Genomic DNA, 18,215 nt, shown 5'->3' with positions numbered 1-18,215 from the left:
ATGGCGCGCAGGATCGCAATCGCCGCGCTCGCGGCGATCGTCGCCGCGGGCGCCGCGCTGGCCCAGGGCATCGGCGACAGTTCGGGCAGCGGCCATGCCGGCGCCTCGGGCACCGGCGGCGAGCAGGTCTATCGCGAGATCTGCCAGGCCTGCCACATGCCGAATGCCGAGGGCGGCACCGGCGCCGGCATCGTCCCCGCGCTGGCGAAGAACCCCCACCTCGCCGACCCCGCCTTCACCCTCAACCGCATCGTCCGCGGCCAGGGCGGCATGCCCGCCTTCCACGGCATGCTGTCGGACGAACAGGTCGCGGGGGTGGCAGGCTATGTGCGCACCCATTTCGGCAATGATTATCCGCAGCCGGTGACGGTGGAGGATGTGAAGAAGGCGTCCGAGGGGATGGAGAGCGGGGAGTAAGAATCCCGTCGCCCCGGCGGAGGCCGGGGCCGCCCAAGGCTCAAGCTTCAACCTCTTGGCAAGGCGGGACCTCTTAGGCCAAATTGTTACGAGCCTCTTGGGCGGCCCCGGCCTCCGCCGGGGCGACGAAATATGCATCGCCACCAGGGGACCCCACATGGCCGTTTTCGATCCCGACATCGCCACCGCCGCCTATATGGCAACGCTATCGCCCGCCGCGCATGCCAAGGCGATCGCCTATACCCATGGCGGCGAATGGCTGAAGCTGTGGGGCTGGGTCGTCACCGTCGCCGCCAGCCTGCTGATCCTCAAATCGGGAATGCTGGCGAAGCTGCGCACCCGGATCGAGCGCGATCGGCCGCGGCCCAATCTGGCGGTGTTCCTGTGCATGCTCGCCTTCCTCGCCGCCGACTGGGTGATCGAACTCGCGTGGAGCGCCTATGCCGGCTGGTGGCGCGAACGCGACTATGGGCTCACCCATCAGCCCTTCACCGGCTGGCTCGGCGAGAATCTGCTCGGCACGACGATCAGCGCGATCCTGTTCTCGCTGCTCGCGCTGGCGATCTACGCGCTGATGCGGCATCGCCCGCGCAGTTGGTGGGCCTGGTCGGGCGGGGTGTCGGTCGTGATGATCATCCTGTTCGTCGTCATCACCCCGGTCCTGATCGAGCCGCTCTTCAACAAATACACCCCCGCCCCCGCCGGTCCGACCCGCGACGCGATCGTCGCGCTCGCCCAGCGTTCGGGCGTGCCGTCGGACAAGATCTTCCTCTATGACGGGTCGAAACAGTCCGACCGCTACACCGCCAATGTCTCGGGGCTGTTCGGCAGCGCGCGGGTGGCGATGAGCGACACGATGTTCAAGCAGGGCGCCGACCTCGCCGAGGTGCGCGGGGTCGTCGGCCATGAGATGGGCCATTATGCCCGCGGCCATATCTTCATCAGCACGCTGGTGCTCGGCCTGCTCGCGGTCGCCTTCTTCTGGCTGACCGACCGGCTGTTCGGCCCCGTCGTCGCGCGCACCGGCGAAAGCGCCCGCATCGCCGGCATCGCCGACCCGGCCGGCATGCCCATCCTGTCGGTGATCCTCGCGACCCTCGGCCTGCTCGCCACCCCGATCACCAGCACCCTCACCCGCCTCCAGGAAAGCGACGCCGACCGCTTCTCGCTCGAGCACGCCCATGAACCCGACGGGCTGTCGAAGGCGCTGGTCAAGACGATCGCCTACCGCGCGTCATCGCCTTCGGAACTGGAGGAAGCGATCTTCTACGATCACCCGAGCGTCGAGCGGCGGGTGCACCGCGCGATGTTGTGGAAGGCCGAGCATCCCGATCTGGTGGGGAAATAGACGAAGATATCATCGTCGCCCCGGCGGAGGCCGGGGCCGCGCAAGGCTCTTGCATCGCCAGGTCAGCAAAACCGGCTTCTAACCAATCTGTCGCGAACCTCTTGCGCGGCCCCGGCCTCCGCCGGGGCGACGATCAAGTCGCGCTCACGCCAGCTCCGTGTGGATCGCGATTCCGCCCTTGAGGGTCAGCGTCACCGGGGTCTTCTCGGCGATCTCGGCGAGCCGCGCCGCCTGGTCGGGGTCGAGCCCGACCGGGCTGAGCGTCCGCTCGATCCGGCGGTCGTCGGCGGCGCCGACCAGCCGCAGGTCGACGCCGAGCGTTTCGAGCGGCCAGCCCTTGCGATTGGCATACATGCGCAGGGTGATCGCGGTGCAGGCGCCGAGGCTCGCGAGCAGCAGGTCGTAGGGCGCCGGGCCGGCATCCGCGCCGCCGAGCTTGGCGGGTTCGTCGGCGGTGATCGCATAGCCGCTCACCTCGATCTGGGTAGCGTAGGCGTCGCGGCCGATCTGGGCGGTGGCGTGGGTCATGGGATGCTCCGTCTGATTCTGGCTGCCACCCCAACCGTTCGTGTCGAGCGTCGTCGAGACACCACGCGCGACGTTGGGGCAGGTGTCTCGACGACGCTCGACACGAACGGGTCGAGGTAGGCCTCAGGGATAGCGAACCGGCTTCGGATCTTCGGGCAGCGGGATGAACTCGTCCTCGTCGGGCACCCGCGCGAAACGCTGTGCGCGCCAGTCGTCCTTGGCCTGCTCGATCCGCTCGCGGCGCGACGAGACGAAGTTCCAGTAGATGTTGCGCCCCTCGGGAAAAGGCTCGCCACCGATCAGCATCAGCCGCGCTCCGCCACCGACCGCGGCCAGCACGATCTCGGCCCCGGGCTTGAAGACGATCAGCTCACCGGTCGCGAAACCGCCGCTCTGCCCGGCGACCTCGACCGCGCCCGACACGACATAGACCGCGCGTTCGACATGCTCGGCCTTGAGCTGGTAGCGCGCGCCGTCGACCAGCACGATGTCGGCATAGACCATGTCGGAGAAGGTCTTGACCGGCGACCTGAGCCCGTCCGACGACCCGACGATCAGGGTGAGCCTGGCGCCGCCATCCTCGATCGTCGGGATCTCGTCGGCCTTGTGGTGCGCGAAGCTCGGGTCGGTCTCCTCATGCGCCTCGGGCAAGGCCACCCAGGTCTGCAGCCCGAACAGGCTGCCGCCGCTGGCGCGAATCTCGGGCCGGGTGCGCTCCGAATGGACGATGCCCGATCCGGCGGTCATCCAGTTGACCTCGCCCGGGCGGATCGCCTGGACGCTGCCGACGCTGTCGCGGTGCATGATCTCGCCGTCGAGCAGATAGGTGATCGTCGCCAGACCGATATGCGGGTGCGGCCGCACGTCGAGCCCTTCGCCGCCGGTGAAGGCCGCCGGCCCCATCTGGTCGAAGAAGATGAAGGGGCCGACCATCCGCCGATGGACCGACGGCAGCGCACGGCGCACCGTGAAGCCGTCGCCCAGGTCGCGGACCGGGGGCAGGATCACCATGTCGACACCGTCGATCTCGCTGCTGCGCTGGGTCATGAAAGGTCCTCTAGCTGGATTGGTTGAGCCCCTTCTGCCCTCTGGCTTTCCTGCCGTCGAGAAGGGGCGCTGGAACGGGCCGCAGGCCCGCAAGGCCCGAACGGCCGCCCGAGCTTATGCGAGGAAGCCAAGGCGGGCGGATGCCCGCCGCCCGGCGTCTGAGGGCTGCCCAACATCGTTGGGCCAACAAAAAGGGGCTGCCGGACCCGAGGGGGAGCGTGGTCCGGCAGCGGGCGGGGTTGAGGGGGAGGTAACCCCGCCGGTCAGGTAAGTCAGGCAGCGTCGACCAGGACGATCTCGCTGTCCTCGATCGCGGTCACCCGGATCGTGTCGAGGTCGCTGATCGCGGCACCGTCGCGGGCGTTCACCGTGATCCCGTCGATCTCGATCCGCCCGGTGGCGGGGACGAGATAGCCGCGGCGATCCTTGCCGATCGGATATTCGACGGTCTCGCCGGCCTTGATCGTGGCACCCACCACCCGCGCATCGCTGCGGATCGGGAGAGCGTCATTGTCGTTGGCCAGGCCCGAGGCGAGCACCACGAACTGTCCGGCGCGGTCGCCCTTGGGGAAAGGCTTGGCGCCCCAGCTCGGCTTCTCGCCGCCGCGGGTCGGGATGATCCAGATCTGGAAAATCCGGGTCTCGACATCCTCGAGATTATACTCGCTGTGGGTGATGCCGGTGCCGGCCGACATGACCTGGACGTCGCCCGCCTCGGTGCGGCCCTTGTTGCCGAGATTGTCCTGGTGGGTGATAGCCCCCTCGCGGACATAGGTGATGATCTCCATGTCGCGATGCGGATGCGGCGGGAAGCCGGTCTTGGCGGCGATCACATCGTCGTTCCAGACGCGCAGATTGCCCCAGTTGGTGCGCTTGGCGTCATGATAGTTGGCGAACGAGAAATGATGCTTGGCGTCGAGCCAGCCGTGATTTTCACCGCCGAGGCTGTTGAAAGGGCGAAGTTCGATCATGGTCCATACTCCTGGTGGTCGTGGATCGGCCCGAGAGGTTCGGGCCGGAAAATCGGGTGTTGCGAACGGTCGGGTGGCGATCAGGCGGCGAGCAGGGCCAGCGCCTCGACCTGGGCATAGTTGAAGCCCTGGTCGAGCAGCTTGGGGACCAGCTGTTCGGGCGCCTTGCGGGTCCGGCGGGTGGCGCAGACGAATTCCCGCAGCGTCTCCAGCTTCGGATCGGCCAGCCGGCGCTTGCGCTCGATGCCGGTCAGCATGTGGAAGACGTTCGAGATCTTCTCGCCGATCACGCCGCGCTGTGCCGGGGCGCAGCTATAGCTTTCGGCGTCGCTCAGCGCGATCGAGACGGCCTTCCATTCGGTCCGGCTCAGGCTGGGCTGGTTGAAGCCAAAGTTCTGGGTGGCGATGCTCATCTCGTGTCCCCTTCGTTCGTTCACTCGATCTGTTGGAGCCCTTCTATCGTCCCTCGACATGTCGGATCAGATGGATAAAATCGTCCGGAACATTCGAGGAAGTTGAAATGTCGTCCGAACCGGGAATGCCGACCTTCGATCAGCTGCGCATCTTCCTGGCGGTCGTCGACTGCGGCAGCTTCGCCGGTGCCGGGCGCAAATTGAACCGCGCGGTGTCGGTGATCAGCTATGGCATCGGCAATCTCGAGGCGCAGCTCGGGGTGCTGCTGTTCGACCGCGAGGGCACCCGCAAACCGGTGCTCACCGTCGCCGGCCGCGCGGTGCTGGCCGAGGCGCGCGCGGTCGGCCAGGGGATCGACGGCCTGCGCGCCAAGGTGAAGGGGCTGCTCGACGGATTGGAAGCGGAGGTCAACCTGGCGGTCGACGTGATGCTGCCCTCCGAACGGCTCGGCAAGGTGCTGCGCGCGTTCAGCGCCCGCTTCCCGACGGTGTCGCTGCGCCTCCATGTCGAGGCGATGGGCGCGGTCAACGCGCTGGTGCTCGAACGCCAGGCGGTGCTGGCAATCGCCGGGCCGCTCGCCGCGGAGGCGGCGGGGATCGACCGGGTCGCGGCGGGATCGGTGCTGATGGTCCCGGTCGCCGCCCCCGACCACCCGCTCGCGCTCACCCATCCGCTGCCACCCAATGCCGGACGCGACCATGTCCAGCTCGTGCTGAGCGACCGCTCGCCGCTGACCGAAGGGCGCGACTTCGCGGTGATGAGCGCGCGGACCTGGCGGCTTGCCGATCTCGGCGCCAAGCATAATCTGCTCAAACAGGGGATCGGCTGGGGCAATATGCCGCTGCCGATGATCGAAAGCGACCTCGTCGCCGGCACCCTCGTTCGCCTGCAGATGCCCGAATCCCCCGGCGGCCGCTACGGCTTCTTCGCGATCTCGCGCAGCGACACCCCGCCCGGACCGGCGGCGTCATGGCTGCTCGACCAGTTCACCGACCCCGCGCAATGGGATCATGACGCGATCGGCTTCGCGAATGTGTGAGGGACGGCGAAGCTAAAACCATACCGTCTTGCCAGCGAAGGCTGGCATCCATGTCTATCTCCACGCAAGCTGCGCTCCATGAAGGGCGGCTACGTCTATATCATGACCAACAAACCGAGCGGCACGCTATATACGGGCGTGACCGCCAACATTGCCGCGCGCGCCTATCAACATCGAAGCGGCACCGCATCGGATTTCTGCCGGGAGCATGGACTGACCAGGCTGGTTTACATCGAAGCGCATGACCGGATCGAAGACGCAATCGCGCGCGAGAAAGCCTTGAAGGCCTGGAAGCGCGCGTGGAAACTCAATCTGATTGCCAGAGCAAATCCCGACTGGGACGATCTTTACCTGACGCTCAACGCCTGACGCATCAGACATGGATACCAGCCTTCGCTGGCAAGACGGAAGAAGAAGCAGCGCTAAACCGATAAGGGCGCCACCTCGACCAGCTCTATCCGCTTCCCCGCCCAATCGACGCTCTCGCCTTCGGCGGCGCCGATCATCGCCCGCGCCAGCGGTGCCGAAAAGGCGATGCGGCCGTTGGCGGGGTCGGCCTCGTCATGGCCGACGATGTCGATCGCCTGCTCGCCGCCATCGATCCGATAGCGCACCCGGGTGCCGAAGCGGGCCTCGCCGTCGTCCTCGGCGGGCGGCATCGGCTGGGCGGTGGCGTGGCGGGTGTTCCAGTAGCGCAGGTCGCGCCGCAGCTTCTTGACCTCGGCCTCGTCGGCGGTCGCGGCGATCAGCGCCTCGAGCTCGACGACCCGGGCGGCGATCAGCGCCAGTCCGCGCGGGGTCACCAGATTCGGGCCGACCGGGATCGGCAGCTCGAACTCGGGCTCCTTGTGCTCGTCATCCCCTTCGCGGCGAAACGCGACGCTCATTGCTGTTCCTTCAAGGCCGATTTGGCAAAAACGATCGGCCCGCTCCCGCATCCGACCACCCTCGAACAGGGCATCGGATGCGGGAGCGGGCCGGTGCTAGATAGGGAGCCGGGCTCCCCGCCGCCAGCGCCTTTACCGCCCGTCCCGCCGCTCGCCACCCGTCAGGGTGCGCAGGGCTGGGACCGGGCAGTGGCGCATGACCATCAGCGCGAGGCCAGCTTGATGCTGTCGGCCGATGCCAGCTTGGTCTTGGCTTCGTTGACCAGCTGTTGGCGGCACTGCATCACGGCGATCGGCGCGGCGCCATTGTCGCAGATCTGCATCGCCGCATGGCGCAGGCGGCGGTCGAGCATCTTCGCGCCATGGGCGCTGCCGATGTCGAGATCGGCATAGGAAACGGGGATCGCGGTTTCGGCGCGCAGCGGGCTCACCGCGGTGAAGGAGATGACGGTCGCGATCATCGCGCCCAGGCCGGCGATCGAGCGGTTCTTCAGGTTGGTCATGTCATGGTCCCTTTCATCTGTGTGTTGGTGTTGCCAACTACATTGCAGGGACCGTGCCAGTTTTAAAAATCTAGCAAAATCAACGTTTCGGAAAATCATGCTGGATTTTCAGCGCCATTGATCGGTGTTTTTCACCATTTCATCGCAATATATCGATGCACAGACAGCGCGCATAAAAAGGCCGGACCGCCATCGGCGGCCCGGCCAGTCGGCTACGCGATGAAAGATCAGCCGTTCGGCGTGGTCGTCACCGTGGTGGTGGTCTTCTCGCTGGTGCTCGCGCGCACCGGTGCACGGGTCACCTGCTTGACGACCGGCCGCTTGACCGTGGTGCTACGCGCGGTGGTGCCGCTGCTCTTGACGGTCTCGGTGGTCACCGTGGTGGTCGGCGCCGGGGTCGGTGCCGCGGCGACGATCACCGGCGGCGCCGAACGGGCGGCGGCGGCATCGGCTTGCGCGGCGGCGGCGACCTGCGCCGCATTGTCGGCACGGGCATTGGCGGCGGCGGCGTCCTGCTGGGCGTCCGCGGCGGCAGCGGCGGCGTCGGCAGTGGCGGCCGCCTGCTTCTGCTGCGAATGGCCGATCGCGGTGTCGGCGAGTTCCATCGCATGATTGGCCTCGGCGATCGCCTGTTCCTTATGGCCGGCGGCGAGCGCTTCCTTGGCAGTGCGCAGCGTCGACTGCGCTTCGGCCTGGAGCCGCGGCACGTCGCCGCTGGCGCCCAGCTTGTCGGCGGTCTCGACCTTGGCGCTGGCCGCGGCGATCGCGGCACGGGCACGATCGGCCTTGCCCTCGGCCGAGACGGGCGACGCCAGCAGCGCCAGGGCCGAAATGGCCGCGCCCGACGCGGTGAAGAAAATCCGGTTCATATGTCCACTCCTGATCAAACTAGTGGCCGGCAGAACGGTCGCGCTGTCCGCCCGGTTCCGTATCCGGGGCGACATTGGCGCGCTCACACCACATGCTTTCGGGGTCATCGGTCTGATTCAATTATGAAAAAATCGATCGCATCCGTGTGCGGATTTGTCGCGCGGCGGTCGCTTCAGAGAAGTATTTCCAGGCAGGCGCCCTCGTCCCCGCCGACGATCGCGATCGTCCCGCCATGCGCGACGACGATCCTTCGGACCAGGCTCAGACCTACCCCGGTACCCGCCGCCTTGGTGGTGAAGAAGGGCAGGAAGATGTCCCCGGCATGGTCGGTCGAAATCCCGGGACCATTGTCGGCGACCCGGATCGAGACCCCGCCCGCCGCCCGCGCGATCGTCAGTTCCAGTCGCGGCGCCGCGACATGGCCCGCCGCCGCCTCGGCGCCGTTCTTGAGCAGGTTGAGCACCGCCTGCGCCAACAGGTCGGGATCGGCGTCGAGCACGAGGTCGGCGGGCCGCACCGCCACCGCCATCGTCGCCTGCGCCCCCGCCTCGGTCGCACCGAACAGCCGCGCCAGTTCCTCGGCCCAGCCCTGCGCACCGAACCGCCGCGGCCGGATCTTCGGCGCGCGGATGAACTCGCGATAGCCCTCGACGAAATGCATGATCCCCTGCGCGCGCCGCGCGAGCGTCTCGACCGCCATCCGCGCATCGGCGATGTCGGGATCGTCGCTCTCGACCGCCGCCATCAGCCCGGCGGCGGTCTGCGCCAGGCTGGTGACCGGGGTCATCGAATTCATGATCTCATGGGTCAGCACCCGCACCAGATCGGCCTGCGCCGAAATCTCGACCGCATTGACCTCGCCCTGCATCGGCTGGACCGCGACCAGCCGGAGCGGCCGGCCGAGCCGGTGGATGCGGGTGCCGAGCAGCATCGCCCATTGGCTGCCGCTGTCGAGCACGATCCGCGACAGCCCCTTGTCGGCGCCGCCCAGCGCCGCGACGAAATCGGGCCCGAACCCGGCATAATCGGCGATCCGCACCCCGCCGGCGCCATCGGGCCCGGCCCGCCCGAACAGCCTACGCGCCGCCTTGTTGGCCAGCTCGACCCGGTCATGGTCGACCACCACCAGCGCCAGCGGCACCTCGTCGACCAGCGCGGCATTGTAGCGCGACGCCTCGTTGGCGCGGGCACGCTCGTCGCGCAGCTTGCGCATCACCCGATCGAGCTCCCGCCCCAGCGTATCGAACCCGCCATCGGTGCGGCGCGCGACGAAGCTCTGCGACAGATCGCCATGGTCGAGCGCCTGAACGAACCGCGCGAGCTCGACATTGGTCCGCCGGACATAGGCCCAGACCCAGACGATGCTCGCCCCGAACAGCAGCCCGGTCAGCAATTCGGTCGCGCGCAGCCCCGGGGTCGCGATCGCATAGCCGAAGCCGAGCAGCGCCGCGGTCATCACCACCATCCGCCAGGCGAGCCCGACGGTGAAGCTGCGCGCGAAGCGACTGATCCCCTGCAGCGGATTATCGGCGCTCAAGGCCGACGCTCTTGGAAAACCAAAAAACGACCGTTCGCGTCGAGCGAAGTCGAGACGCCTGCCCCCGACTGCGCGTGGTGTCTCGACTGCGTTCGACACGAACGGCCGGGAGATCTTGCCGGAACATCAAAGCCCATGCTTTTCCATTCGCCGATAGAGCGATCCCCGCGTCAGCCCCAGTTCGCCCGCCGCCGCCGAGATGTTGTAGGCGTGCATCTGCAGCGCGCGTTCGATCATCTGGCGCTCGACCCGGTCGAGGTTGAGATCGGCCGGCGCCGCCTCGGCTGAGGCCATCCGCACCGGCTGGCCGCCGCGCTGGATCGGGAAATCGGCGATCGCATAGGCCTCGCCCTGCGCCAGGATCACCGCGCGCTCGGCGGCGTGGCGCAGCGCGCGAACATTGCCCGGCCAGGCATAATCCTGCAGCGCCGCGACGACCTCGCCCGGCAGTTCGCGATCGGGCGCGCCATATTTGCGTGCATAGAGTTCGAGGAAATGGCCGAGCAGCAGCGGGATATCCTCGCGCCGGTCGCGCAAGGGGGGCAGCTCGATCTCGACGGTGTTGAGCCGGAACAGCAGGTCGGGGCGGAAGATGCCCTCGTCGCCGAGCCGATCGGGCGACAGGTTGGTCGCCGACACCACCCTTATGTCGATCTCGACCGGCTTGTTGGCGCCGACCGGGGTCACCTGGCGCTGGGCAAGCGCGGTCAGCAATTTGGGCTGGAGATGGAGCGGCAGATTGCCGATCTCGTCCAGAAAGAGCGTGCCGCCATCGGCCGCCTGCAGCCGGCCGATCCGATCGGCGCGGGCATCGGTGAAGGCGCCCTTCACATGGCCGAACAGTTCGCTGTCGAACAGGCTGTCGGCGATCGCGCCCATGTCGACCGACACCAGCGCGCCGGCGGCGCGGCGCGATCGACGGTGAATCTCACGCGCGACCAGTTCCTTGCCGGTGCCGTTCTCGCCGAGGATCAGGACATTGGCCTCGGTCGGCGCGGCGCGCTCGATCAGCGACAGCACCTGGCGGATCGCGCGCGATTCCCCCAGCAGCGGGGTCTCGTGCGCGGGCTGGGCGACCGTCGCGACCTTAGCCTTCTCGACCCCCGTCGCGCGACGCGACCGGCGGAGTTGCGCCGCGGTCGAGATCGTCGCGCGCAGCCGCTCGTTGCTCCACGGCTTCGACACGAAATCGGTCGCCCCGCGCTTCATCGCCTCGACCGCGATCTGCACCCCAGCATGCGCGGTGATCAGCACCACCACCGCGTCGGGGTCGGCCTGGAGGAAGCGGTCGAGCCACAGGAAGCCCTCGGCGCCGTTGGTCGCGCCGCGCGCGAAATTGGCGTCGAGCAGGATCACGTCGGGCGAGCCTTTCGCCAGCCGCGCCAGCGCCTCCTCGGGCGACGGCGTCGCCACCACCTCGGCGAACAGGTCGCGCAGCGTCAACCGGGCGGCAAGCAATATGTCGGCATCGTCGTCGACGATCAGCGCCAGATCATAGACTGGTTTCGGCATGCTCCCCTCTTCCCCCGCAGCATGAGTGTCCGGAACCGGACAATCAAGCGTATTATCTAACTAAGGCACGCGCCCTGTCGCTTTGCTGAACGCACGCTTGGCCGAAGCTGCGGCGCGCATCGGATCGGTGCGGTTCGAACCCTCTGTCGGACCATAAGTTACAATTGATTGCAATCCAGTCGCAATATCATGGTTAAACCGTGCGTTTCCGGGAAACTAACCGCGCTGTCAGCAGCGATTTTAACCCGATCTTTACGCGACCATACGTAATTCCCCCTATCGGCCGGGCAAACCGGCACTGCATCGAAAATGACTGACTTACCTCGACATCGACATTCCGGCCCCCTGCGGAGACCCAATATGCTGTCATGGTTCAAGAAGCGCGCGCCCATCCGCGCCAAGTTCAAGGCGATCATCGGCATCAACCTCGCGATCGCGTCTGCCAATCTCTGGGTCGCCTATATGGCCGCCAATACCGAGCCTTCCCAGGCCGGCCAGTTCGTCCTGATGGCCGCCGGCCTCACCCTCCTGCCGGTGCTGGTCGCCTGGTACAGCGGCAAGGTGATCAGCGATCCCTATGTCGCGACCGTGGTGCGCATGGAGGGGCTCGCCGCCGGCGACCTGACCAGCGAGATCCGCTTCACCGACCATGAGGATTGCGTCGGCCGGCTGACCCGCGCGATGGCGGTGTTCCGCAAGAATGCCGAGGATATCCGCCACGCCGGCGAGGCGGCCCAGATCGTGGTGAGCGGATTGGGCGAAGGCCTCAACCGTCTCGCGAACAGCGATCTCAGCTACCGCATCGATATGCGCTTCGCGGCCGATTACGAGAAGCTGCGCGCCGATTTCAACGCTGCGATGGATTCGGTCTCGGCGGCGATGCGCACCGTCACCGAAACCGCCGGCGGGATCAATTCGGGGGCAAGCGACATCCGCCAGGCCTCCGACGATCTGTCGCACCGCACCGAGCAGCAGGCCGCCAGCCTCGAGGAGACCGCGGCGGCGATGGACCAGATCACCTCGACCGTCCGCCACACCGCCGAGGGCGCCAACCGCGCCAACAGCATCGTCGGCGTCGCTCGCACCGAGGCCGAGGAATCGGGCGAGATCGTCCGCCGCGCGGTCGAGGCGATGAGCGGGATCGAGCGGACCTCGTCGGAAATCTCCGAGATCATCAGCGTGATCGACGGCATCGCCTTCCAGACCAACCTGCTCGCGCTCAACGCCGGGGTCGAGGCCGCCCGCGCCGGCGATGCCGGCAAGGGCTTCGCGGTGGTCGCCTCCGAAGTGCGCGCGCTCGCCCAGCGTTCGGCCGACGCCGCCAAGGACGTCAAGTCGCGGATCATGGCTTCGTCCGAACAGGTCGACGCCGGGGTCGCGCTGGTCAGCGAGACCGGCAAGGCGCTCCAGCGGATCATCGGCCGCATCGCCGAGATCAGCACGCTCGTCTCCGACATCGCCGCGTCGGCCGACCAGCAGGCGACCGGGCTCCAGCAGGTCAACACCGCGGTGTCCGAGATGGACAATGTCACCCAGCAGAACGCCGCGATGGTCGAACAGGCGACCGCCGCCGCGCGCAGCCTCGCGGTCGAGGCCGATGCGCTGGCCAATGAGGTCGCCCGCTTCAAGCTCGGCGACGGCGGCGCATCGCATCGCCAGCCGGCCGCCCGGTCGGGTGCTCCGGTCCACCAGCTGCAGGACCGCGCCGCGCGTGCCGGCCGCGAGATGGCGCGTTCGGTGCGGACGTCGCGCGGCAATGCTGCCGTCGCCGTTAACCAGGACGACTGGTCGGAATTTTAATCGGTCGCGGGATAAGGACAGGTCATGCACCAGCTCATCACCTTTGACATTGGCGATCAATGTCTCGGCGTCGACATCATGGCGGTTCGCGAGATCCGCGCCTGGGCCGTCGCCACCCCGCTCCCCAACGCCCCCGCTTATATGAAGGGCGTGGTCAATCTGCGCGGCGTGGTGCTGCCGGTGTTCGACCTGCGCCACCGGCTCGGCTGGGGCGTGACCGATCCGACCGGGCGCCATGTCATCATCGTCGTCCAGACCGGCGAGCAGCTCTGCGGGCTGATCGTCGACGGGGTCAACGACATCGTCCGGATCGAGGACGAGGAGATGCAGCCGGTCCCCGACACCGGCGGCCGCGCCTCGCCCTTCCTCACCGGCCTCGCCAATCATGGCGACCGGCTGGTGCTGATGCTCTCGCTCGATGCACTGGCCGACGAGATCGCGGTCGAGGAAGCCGAGGCGGCCTGATCTTCCGCGGACGCCTTCGGCGCCCGCCCCTTTCTTCTTCGTCACCCTGAACTTGTTTCAGGGTCCACCGTGCGCCAAGGGGCCGTTCCCGAGCTGAAGAGTGGATCCTGAAACAAGTTCAGGATGACGAAGGGGCGGGGCAAAGCCTACCCCCCGAACAACCCCTTCAAAAACCGCCCGAGCCCGCCGAGATCGTCGTCGCGCGCGCGTTCCTCGCGCTCTTCGGCCTCGCGCCGCCGCTGCTCGGCGATCCGCGCCATCTCGGCGCGCCGCGCCGCGATCTCGCGTTCGCCGAAGCCGCGCTCGACCGGCTGCAGCGGCACGCTCTGCATGAAGCGGCGCCAGATCTCGGCGGGCAGCTTGCCGCCGCTCAGGCCCCGCACCGGCTTGTTGTCGTCGCGCCCGATCCACACCCCGCACACCAGGTCGCCCGCGAAGCCGACGAACAGCGCGTCGCGATTGTCCTGGGTGGTGCCGGTCTTGCCGAAGGTCGGCTGCGACAGCGCCGCCTGCCGGCCGGTCCCGGCATTGGCCGCCTGCCACAGCATGTCGAGCATCGGCGACCATAGCCGCGCCCGGTCGAACGGCTGCTGCGGATCGATCGGCCCGGCAATCGCATGCGGGTGGACCGGATAGGCGCCCGCCGCCACCGCCGCATAGGCCGATGTCAGCTCGAGCAGGGTCATCGTGCCGGTGCCCAGCGCATAGCTCGGCCCCTCGGGCAGCGGGGTCTCGATCCCCAGGTCGCGCACCATCGCCGCGACCTTGTCGCGCCCCGCGACCTGCGCGACCCGCACCGCCGCGACATTGCTCGACACCGCGAAGGCGTCGCGCAGGCTGATCTGCCCACGATATTGCCCATCGGCATTGGTCGGCCGCCAGCCGTCGATCGTGATCGGCGAATCGTCGATCGTCATGTCGGGGCTGGCGCCGTCGCGCAGCGCCGCCAGATAGACGAACAGCTTGAAGGTCGATCCGGGTTGCCGCCGCGCGCGGGTCGCGCGGTTGAAGCTGCTCGTGCGATAGCTGCGCCCGCCGACCATCGCCACAACCCGCCCGTCGGGGCGCATCGCCACCAGCGCGACCTGCGCGCCACCGAGCTGGGCATTGGCGACCGCCTGCACCGCGCGCCGCTGGATCGCGGGCTCCAGCGTGGTGCGGACGGTGCCGACCCGCTGGTCGGGCTGCAGCCCGCTCGCCACCCAGTCGGCGAAATAGCTGCCGGTCGGCACGTCGTCGCGGCCCGGCCGCAACCGCAGGTTCGGGGTGTGCGCGGCCTGTTGCGCGGTGATGAAGCCGGCATCGGCCATCGCCGCCAGCACCACCCGGGTGCGCGCGACCGCCGCGGCGCGGTCGCGGGTCGGCGCCAGCCGCGACGGCGCCTTGACCAGCGCCGCCAGCAGCGCTGCCTGGTCGAGCGACAATTGCTGCGGCGTCCGGTCGAAATAATGGCGCGCCGCCGCGGTCAGGCCATAGGCGCCGTCGCCGAAATAGGCGTTCGACAGATAGGCCGACAATATCTCGTCCTTGCCCAGCCACATCTCGACCCAGGGCGCCAGCAGCAGCTCGCGGAGCTTGCGGCCATAGGTGCGATCGCTGTTCAGATAGACCCGCTTCACATATTGCTGGGTGATCGTCGATCCGCCCTCGACCACCCCGCCGGCGCGCATATTGTGCCAGGTCGCCCGTGCGATCCCCCAGGGATCGACCCCGAAATGGCGGTAGAAGCGCCGGTCCTCGATCGCGATGAAGGCGTTGCGGACATTTTCGGGCAGGCTCGCCGCGTCGACCGGCCCGCCCGGCGCCCCGCCGATCCGCGCCAGCGTGCTGCCGTCGGCGGCCTGCACCGTGAGCCCCTCGGCCGGTGCATCGTTGATCCGCCACGGCGGCGCCACCACCATCAGCCAGATCAGCACCAGCAGCGGCACCGCGATCGCCAGCCTGATCCCCCAGCGCTTCACCGCGCGCCGGACCCGCGACGGCGGCTTCGGGACGGGGGGCGTGACGGGATTCGGGGTCGGATCGGCCGCGGAAACCGGCGGGTCTGCCGGTTCGACGATCGCCGCGTCGCGGCTCGGGATGTCGCTGTCGCTCATGAACCGCGGTGTATTAGGCGACACGGACACGCGCGGCAAATGGTTCGACGACGATGCGACGACCGGATTCGACGAACGGCATGGATCGCCGTTACGCCGGAGTGGCCCCGATTTCGTCATCCCGGGCTTGACCCTACAGGCGCCAACTTGGCCACAAGGGCCCCTCTCCCACTTCTTGGGAGAGGGTAGGGAGAGGGCTCTTCTTCTAATTTTTCTTCCAGCCGCACAGTAGACAGAAGAAGACCCTCACCCCGTGAGCGGTAAGTTATGCCCCCGGCATAACTTAGGTTCTGCCGGGGGCAGAACCGACCGCCTCACGCTCCCGCGAAAAGCGGGAGAGGAGCAGAAGAAGCCCCTCCCTCGCCATCCCCGCCCCCAGCCGCTACACCCGCGACATGACCCGCTCCACCCTCCGCCTCGCTGTCGCCTGGGCCACCGTCGCGCTGTTCCTGCTCGCCGGCGCGCAGATCCTCGGCGTCGGCCATCCGGCGGTCGATGGGCTCGCCTTCATCGGGTTGTTCGGGGTGATCATCTGGTCGGCCTTCGGGGTGGTGCACGAGGCCGAGGAGCTCGCCGAGCGGCTGGGCGAGCCGTTCGGGACGCTGATCCTGACCCTGTCGATCGTGATCATCGAGGTCGCGCTGATCTCGGCGGTGATGCTCGGGTCGAAGGGGGTGCCGACCCTCGGTCGCGACACGATGTTCGCGGTGCTGATGATCGTGCTCAACTTGGTGGTCGGGCTCGGGCTGCTGATCGGCGGCATCCGCCATCACCAGCAGAGCTTCAACCTCCAGGGCGCCAGCGCCTATCTGGCGGTGATCATCCCGATGGCGGTGGTCGCGCTGGTGCTGCCCAACTTCACCACCTCGAGCGGCCACGGCACCCTGTCGCTGCTCCAGGCGAGCGTCTTCTCGCTGTTCACGATCGGGCTCTACGGCCTGTTCCTCTGGCTCCAGACCGGCCGACACCGCGGCTTCTTCGTCCCCGCCGGGGCGGGCGACGACCATGGCAGCCATGTCCCGCATGGCGACGCCGCCAGCGGCGGCAACGGCCGCCATGTCCTGCTGCTGCTCGCCAACATCCTGCCGATCGTGATCCTGTCGAAAAGCCTCGCCAAGCTGCTCGATCACGGCATCGACGCGCTCGGCGCCCCGCCCGCGCTCGGCGGCATCGTCATCGCGATGATCGTCTTCACCCCCGAGGGGATCTCGGCGCTGAAAGCGGTCGCCGCCAACCAGCTCACCCGCGCGATCAACCTGTGCCTCGGCGCCGCCACCTCGACGCTGGGGCTGACCGTGCCGGCGGTGCTGGTGATCGGCCTGCTCACCGGCCAGACGGTGGTGCTCGGCCTGTCGGCGGCGAACATGGTGCTGCTCGCGGTCACCCTGATCCTCAACAGCGCGACCTTCTCGGGCACCCGCACGACGATGCTCGAGGGGGCGGTCCACCTGTCGATGTTCGCGATCTTCCTGGTGCTGGTGTTCAATCCCTGACCGGCGCCTTCCGGTACCGGAAGCAAACATGGATCAAACCGCGCATACTTAACCCGCGCTTAGGACATCGCCGCTATCGCCGGGACTCGTGTTTCTGGGAGTCCGGTGATGAAGGGTCTGGTCTTCACCACATTCTACGCCTTTTGCGAGAGCAATTTCGGCGAGGATGTGCTCGAGGATATTATCGACGGCGCGGCGCTGCCGCATGGCGGCGCCTATACCAGCGTCGGCACCTATCCGTTCGAGGAGATGGTCGCGCTGGTCGTGTCGACGGTCAAGCTGACCGGCCGGACGATGCCGGCGATCCTCGAGGCGTTCGGCGAATATTGCTTCGCGAGCTGGGTCTCGCAGGCGCCGGGCCGGTTCGAGGGCAAGGCGCTGTTCGACGTCCTCGCCGGCATCGACGATTTCCACGAGAGCGAAGTCCGCAAACTCTATCCCGATGCCGAGCTGCCGTCGTTCAAGGTCGCCAGCCGCGACGCCCGCCGGCTGGTGCTCGACTATCATAGCTGCAAGCCGCTCGCCGATCTCGCCTGCGGGGTGATCAAGGGTGCGTCGCGCCATCTCGCCACCCCGGTGACGATCCGCCACGCCCAGCAGACCGGCCCGGGCGGCGCGTTCGTGCGCTTCGACATCGAACGGACCCACTGACGATAATGGCCGACGCCGAGCCCGACATGATCGCCCGGCTCGAGCGCAAGCTCGACCGCGAGCGCCGCGCCCGCGCCGAGGCCGAGCAACTGCTCGAAAGCCGCAGCCTCGAACTGTTCGGCACCAACCAGCGCCTGGTCGAGCTCAACGCCGAGCTCGAGGCGCAGATGGCGGCGACGCTGGCGTCGCAGCACGCGCTCGAGGCGCAGAAGGCGCAGCTCGAACATACCCTCGGCCAGCTCACCGGGGTGGTGCGCACGATCGGCCGGATCGCCTCGCAGACCAACCTGCTCGCGCTCAACGCGACGATCGAGGCCGCCCGTGCCGGCGAGGCGGGCCGCGGCTTCGCGGTGGTCGCCAGCGAGGTCAAGAAATTGTCGAGCGACACCCGCGCCGCCACCGAGGCCGCCACCGCGATGCTCTCCTCGGCCCGCCCGGAGGGGCTTACCGCACGCGCGGAAGCGCCGACGGCCGATCCCACGCTCTGGGGGTGACCTTTCCAGATCCTCCCCGCGCGTAGCGTGGGGAGGGGGACCATCCGCAGGATGGTGGAGGGGTAATGCAGAACCTCGGCACCTACGATGGCGTCGCTGTCGGAAAACCCCTCCACCGGCTACGCTGGTCCCCCTCCCCAAAG

At 67.9% G+C, this 18,215-nt stretch carries 19 protein-coding genes; 9 read left to right on the top strand and 10 right to left on the bottom strand.

Annotated elements, in window-relative coordinates; all coding sequences use genetic code 11:
- Entirely contained in the window at window positions 1-417 is a 417-nt protein-coding gene (locus AC1RM6_RS12570) for a c-type cytochrome (RefSeq protein ID WP_493101655.1), read from the top strand.
- A gap of 157 nt (window positions 418-574) precedes the next feature.
- Entirely contained in the window at window positions 575-1,765 is a 1,191-nt protein-coding gene (locus tag AC1RM6_RS12565) for a M48 family metallopeptidase (protein ID WP_493101653.1), read from the top strand.
- Between the two features lie 144 nt (window positions 1,766-1,909).
- Here the strand turns inward: AC1RM6_RS12565 and AC1RM6_RS12560 are convergent, their stop codons facing one another.
- From AC1RM6_RS12560 to AC1RM6_RS12545, 4 genes are all read right to left on the bottom strand, one after another.
- On the bottom strand, window positions 1,910-2,293 hold the full coding sequence (locus tag AC1RM6_RS12560; RefSeq protein ID WP_493101651.1) for an OsmC family protein: 384 nt from the start codon (window positions 2,291-2,293) through the stop codon (window positions 1,910-1,912).
- A 123-nt stretch (window positions 2,294-2,416) separates the two neighbouring features.
- On the bottom strand, window positions 2,417-3,340 hold the full coding sequence (locus AC1RM6_RS12555) for a pirin family protein (RefSeq protein ID WP_493101649.1): 924 nt from the start codon (window positions 3,338-3,340) through the stop codon (window positions 2,417-2,419).
- 272 nt (window positions 3,341-3,612) lie between these two features.
- A complete protein-coding gene (locus AC1RM6_RS12550) occupies window positions 3,613-4,311 on the bottom strand; it encodes a pirin family protein (protein WP_493101647.1) in 699 nt (232 codons plus the stop codon).
- Between the two features lie 80 nt (window positions 4,312-4,391).
- Window positions 4,392-4,724 (bottom strand): hypothetical protein, encoded by a 333-nt coding sequence (locus tag AC1RM6_RS12545; protein WP_493101645.1) that lies wholly within the window; start codon window positions 4,722-4,724, stop codon window positions 4,392-4,394.
- Between the two features lie 107 nt (window positions 4,725-4,831).
- On the opposite strand from AC1RM6_RS12545, the gene AC1RM6_RS12540 reads away from it, so the two are divergent.
- Together AC1RM6_RS12540 and AC1RM6_RS12535 are read left to right on the top strand one after the other, a co-directional pair.
- The gene (locus tag AC1RM6_RS12540) at window positions 4,832-5,764 is read left to right on the top strand and encodes a LysR family transcriptional regulator (protein ID WP_493101644.1); all 933 of its coding nucleotides are present in this window, start codon (window positions 4,832-4,834) and stop codon (window positions 5,762-5,764) included.
- 78 nt (window positions 5,765-5,842) lie between these two features.
- Window positions 5,843-6,133, top strand: a complete 291-nt coding sequence (locus AC1RM6_RS12535; RefSeq protein ID WP_493101642.1) for a GIY-YIG nuclease family protein — start codon at window positions 5,843-5,845, stop codon at window positions 6,131-6,133.
- A gap of 53 nt (window positions 6,134-6,186) precedes the next feature.
- Here AC1RM6_RS12535 and AC1RM6_RS12530 read toward each other — a convergent pair whose 3' ends face one another.
- The 5 genes from AC1RM6_RS12530 to AC1RM6_RS12510 form a co-directional block, all read right to left on the bottom strand.
- A complete protein-coding gene (locus AC1RM6_RS12530) occupies window positions 6,187-6,651 on the bottom strand; it encodes a GreA/GreB family elongation factor (RefSeq protein ID WP_493101640.1) in 465 nt (154 codons plus the stop codon).
- A 203-nt stretch (window positions 6,652-6,854) separates the two neighbouring features.
- A complete protein-coding gene (locus AC1RM6_RS12525; RefSeq protein ID WP_493101638.1) occupies window positions 6,855-7,154 on the bottom strand; it encodes a UrcA family protein in 300 nt (99 codons plus the stop codon).
- A 227-nt stretch (window positions 7,155-7,381) separates the two neighbouring features.
- On the bottom strand, window positions 7,382-8,023 hold the full coding sequence (locus tag AC1RM6_RS12520) for a hypothetical protein (protein ID WP_493101636.1): 642 nt from the start codon (window positions 8,021-8,023) through the stop codon (window positions 7,382-7,384).
- Window positions 8,024-8,196: 173 nt separating this feature from the next.
- Entirely contained in the window at window positions 8,197-9,561 is a 1,365-nt protein-coding gene (locus tag AC1RM6_RS12515; RefSeq protein ID WP_493101634.1) for a sensor histidine kinase, read from the bottom strand.
- Window positions 9,562-9,687: 126 nt separating this feature from the next.
- Entirely contained in the window at window positions 9,688-11,073 is a 1,386-nt protein-coding gene (locus AC1RM6_RS12510; protein WP_493101632.1) for a sigma-54-dependent transcriptional regulator, read from the bottom strand.
- 360 nt (window positions 11,074-11,433) lie between these two features.
- Between AC1RM6_RS12510 and AC1RM6_RS12505 the strand changes: the two genes are divergently transcribed.
- The gene (locus AC1RM6_RS12505; RefSeq protein WP_493101630.1) at window positions 11,434-12,873 is read left to right on the top strand and encodes a methyl-accepting chemotaxis protein; all 1,440 of its coding nucleotides are present in this window, start codon (window positions 11,434-11,436) and stop codon (window positions 12,871-12,873) included.
- A gap of 24 nt (window positions 12,874-12,897) precedes the next feature.
- The gene (locus AC1RM6_RS12500; RefSeq protein ID WP_493101628.1) at window positions 12,898-13,338 is read left to right on the top strand and encodes a chemotaxis protein CheW; all 441 of its coding nucleotides are present in this window, start codon (window positions 12,898-12,900) and stop codon (window positions 13,336-13,338) included.
- Window positions 13,339-13,484: 146 nt separating this feature from the next.
- Here the strand turns inward: AC1RM6_RS12500 and AC1RM6_RS12495 are convergent, their stop codons facing one another.
- Window positions 13,485-15,434, bottom strand: a complete 1,950-nt coding sequence (locus AC1RM6_RS12495; protein WP_493101626.1) for a transglycosylase domain-containing protein — start codon at window positions 15,432-15,434, stop codon at window positions 13,485-13,487.
- A gap of 395 nt (window positions 15,435-15,829) precedes the next feature.
- Here AC1RM6_RS12495 and AC1RM6_RS12490 point away from each other — a divergent pair, with 395 nt between their 5' ends.
- From AC1RM6_RS12490 to AC1RM6_RS12480, 3 genes are all read left to right on the top strand, one after another.
- Window positions 15,830-16,927, top strand: a complete 1,098-nt coding sequence (locus AC1RM6_RS12490; RefSeq protein WP_493101624.1) for a calcium:cation antiporter — start codon at window positions 15,830-15,832, stop codon at window positions 16,925-16,927.
- Between the two features lie 108 nt (window positions 16,928-17,035).
- The gene (locus tag AC1RM6_RS12485) at window positions 17,036-17,578 is read left to right on the top strand and encodes a heme NO-binding domain-containing protein (RefSeq protein WP_493101622.1); all 543 of its coding nucleotides are present in this window, start codon (window positions 17,036-17,038) and stop codon (window positions 17,576-17,578) included.
- A gap of 5 nt (window positions 17,579-17,583) precedes the next feature.
- Window positions 17,584-18,072, top strand: coding sequence for a methyl-accepting chemotaxis protein (locus AC1RM6_RS12480; RefSeq protein WP_493101620.1), 489 nt, complete (start codon window positions 17,584-17,586; stop codon window positions 18,070-18,072).
- The last annotated feature ends 143 nt before the right edge of the window (window positions 18,073-18,215 follow it).

This window comes from Rhizorhabdus sp. GW822-FHT03C02 (assembly GCF_058801765.1).
The sequence above is the reverse complement of the archived record's forward strand: the minus strand, read 5'-3'. Positions and strand labels throughout refer to the sequence as shown.

Excerpts from the sequence above, each read along its gene's own strand:
- AC1RM6_RS12510 (WP_493101632.1), bottom strand. The coding sequence starts at position 11,073 with ATGCCGAAACCAGTCTATGATCTGGCGCTGATCGTCGACGACGATGCC.
- AC1RM6_RS12545 (WP_493101645.1), bottom strand. The coding sequence starts at position 4,724 with ATGAGCATCGCCACCCAGAACTTTGGCTTCAACCAGCCCAGCCTGAGC.
- AC1RM6_RS12520 (WP_493101636.1), bottom strand. The coding sequence starts at position 8,023 with ATGAACCGGATTTTCTTCACCGCGTCGGGCGCGGCCATTTCGGCCCTG.
- AC1RM6_RS12490 (WP_493101624.1), top strand. The coding sequence starts at position 15,830 with ATGACCCGCTCCACCCTCCGCCTCGCTGTCGCCTGGGCCACCGTCGCG.
- AC1RM6_RS12555 (WP_493101649.1), bottom strand. The coding sequence starts at position 3,340 with ATGACCCAGCGCAGCAGCGAGATCGACGGTGTCGACATGGTGATCCTG.
- AC1RM6_RS12485 (WP_493101622.1), top strand. The coding sequence starts at position 17,036 with ATGAAGGGTCTGGTCTTCACCACATTCTACGCCTTTTGCGAGAGCAAT.
- AC1RM6_RS12495 (WP_493101626.1), bottom strand. The coding sequence starts at position 15,434 with ATGAGCGACAGCGACATCCCGAGCCGCGACGCGGCGATCGTCGAACCG.
- AC1RM6_RS12525 (WP_493101638.1), bottom strand. The coding sequence starts at position 7,154 with ATGACCAACCTGAAGAACCGCTCGATCGCCGGCCTGGGCGCGATGATC.
- AC1RM6_RS12565 (WP_493101653.1), top strand. The coding sequence starts at position 575 with ATGGCCGTTTTCGATCCCGACATCGCCACCGCCGCCTATATGGCAACG.
- AC1RM6_RS12540 (WP_493101644.1), top strand. The coding sequence starts at position 4,832 with ATGTCGTCCGAACCGGGAATGCCGACCTTCGATCAGCTGCGCATCTTC.
- AC1RM6_RS12530 (WP_493101640.1), bottom strand. The coding sequence starts at position 6,651 with ATGAGCGTCGCGTTTCGCCGCGAAGGGGATGACGAGCACAAGGAGCCC.
- AC1RM6_RS12570 (WP_493101655.1), top strand. The coding sequence starts at position 1 with ATGGCGCGCAGGATCGCAATCGCCGCGCTCGCGGCGATCGTCGCCGCG.
- AC1RM6_RS12535 (WP_493101642.1), top strand. The coding sequence starts at position 5,843 with ATGAAGGGCGGCTACGTCTATATCATGACCAACAAACCGAGCGGCACG.
- AC1RM6_RS12560 (WP_493101651.1), bottom strand. The coding sequence starts at position 2,293 with ATGACCCACGCCACCGCCCAGATCGGCCGCGACGCCTACGCTACCCAG.
- AC1RM6_RS12550 (WP_493101647.1), bottom strand. The coding sequence starts at position 4,311 with ATGATCGAACTTCGCCCTTTCAACAGCCTCGGCGGTGAAAATCACGGC.
- AC1RM6_RS12505 (WP_493101630.1), top strand. The coding sequence starts at position 11,434 with ATGCTGTCATGGTTCAAGAAGCGCGCGCCCATCCGCGCCAAGTTCAAG.
- AC1RM6_RS12480 (WP_493101620.1), top strand. The coding sequence starts at position 17,584 with ATGGCCGACGCCGAGCCCGACATGATCGCCCGGCTCGAGCGCAAGCTC.
- AC1RM6_RS12500 (WP_493101628.1), top strand. The coding sequence starts at position 12,898 with ATGCACCAGCTCATCACCTTTGACATTGGCGATCAATGTCTCGGCGTC.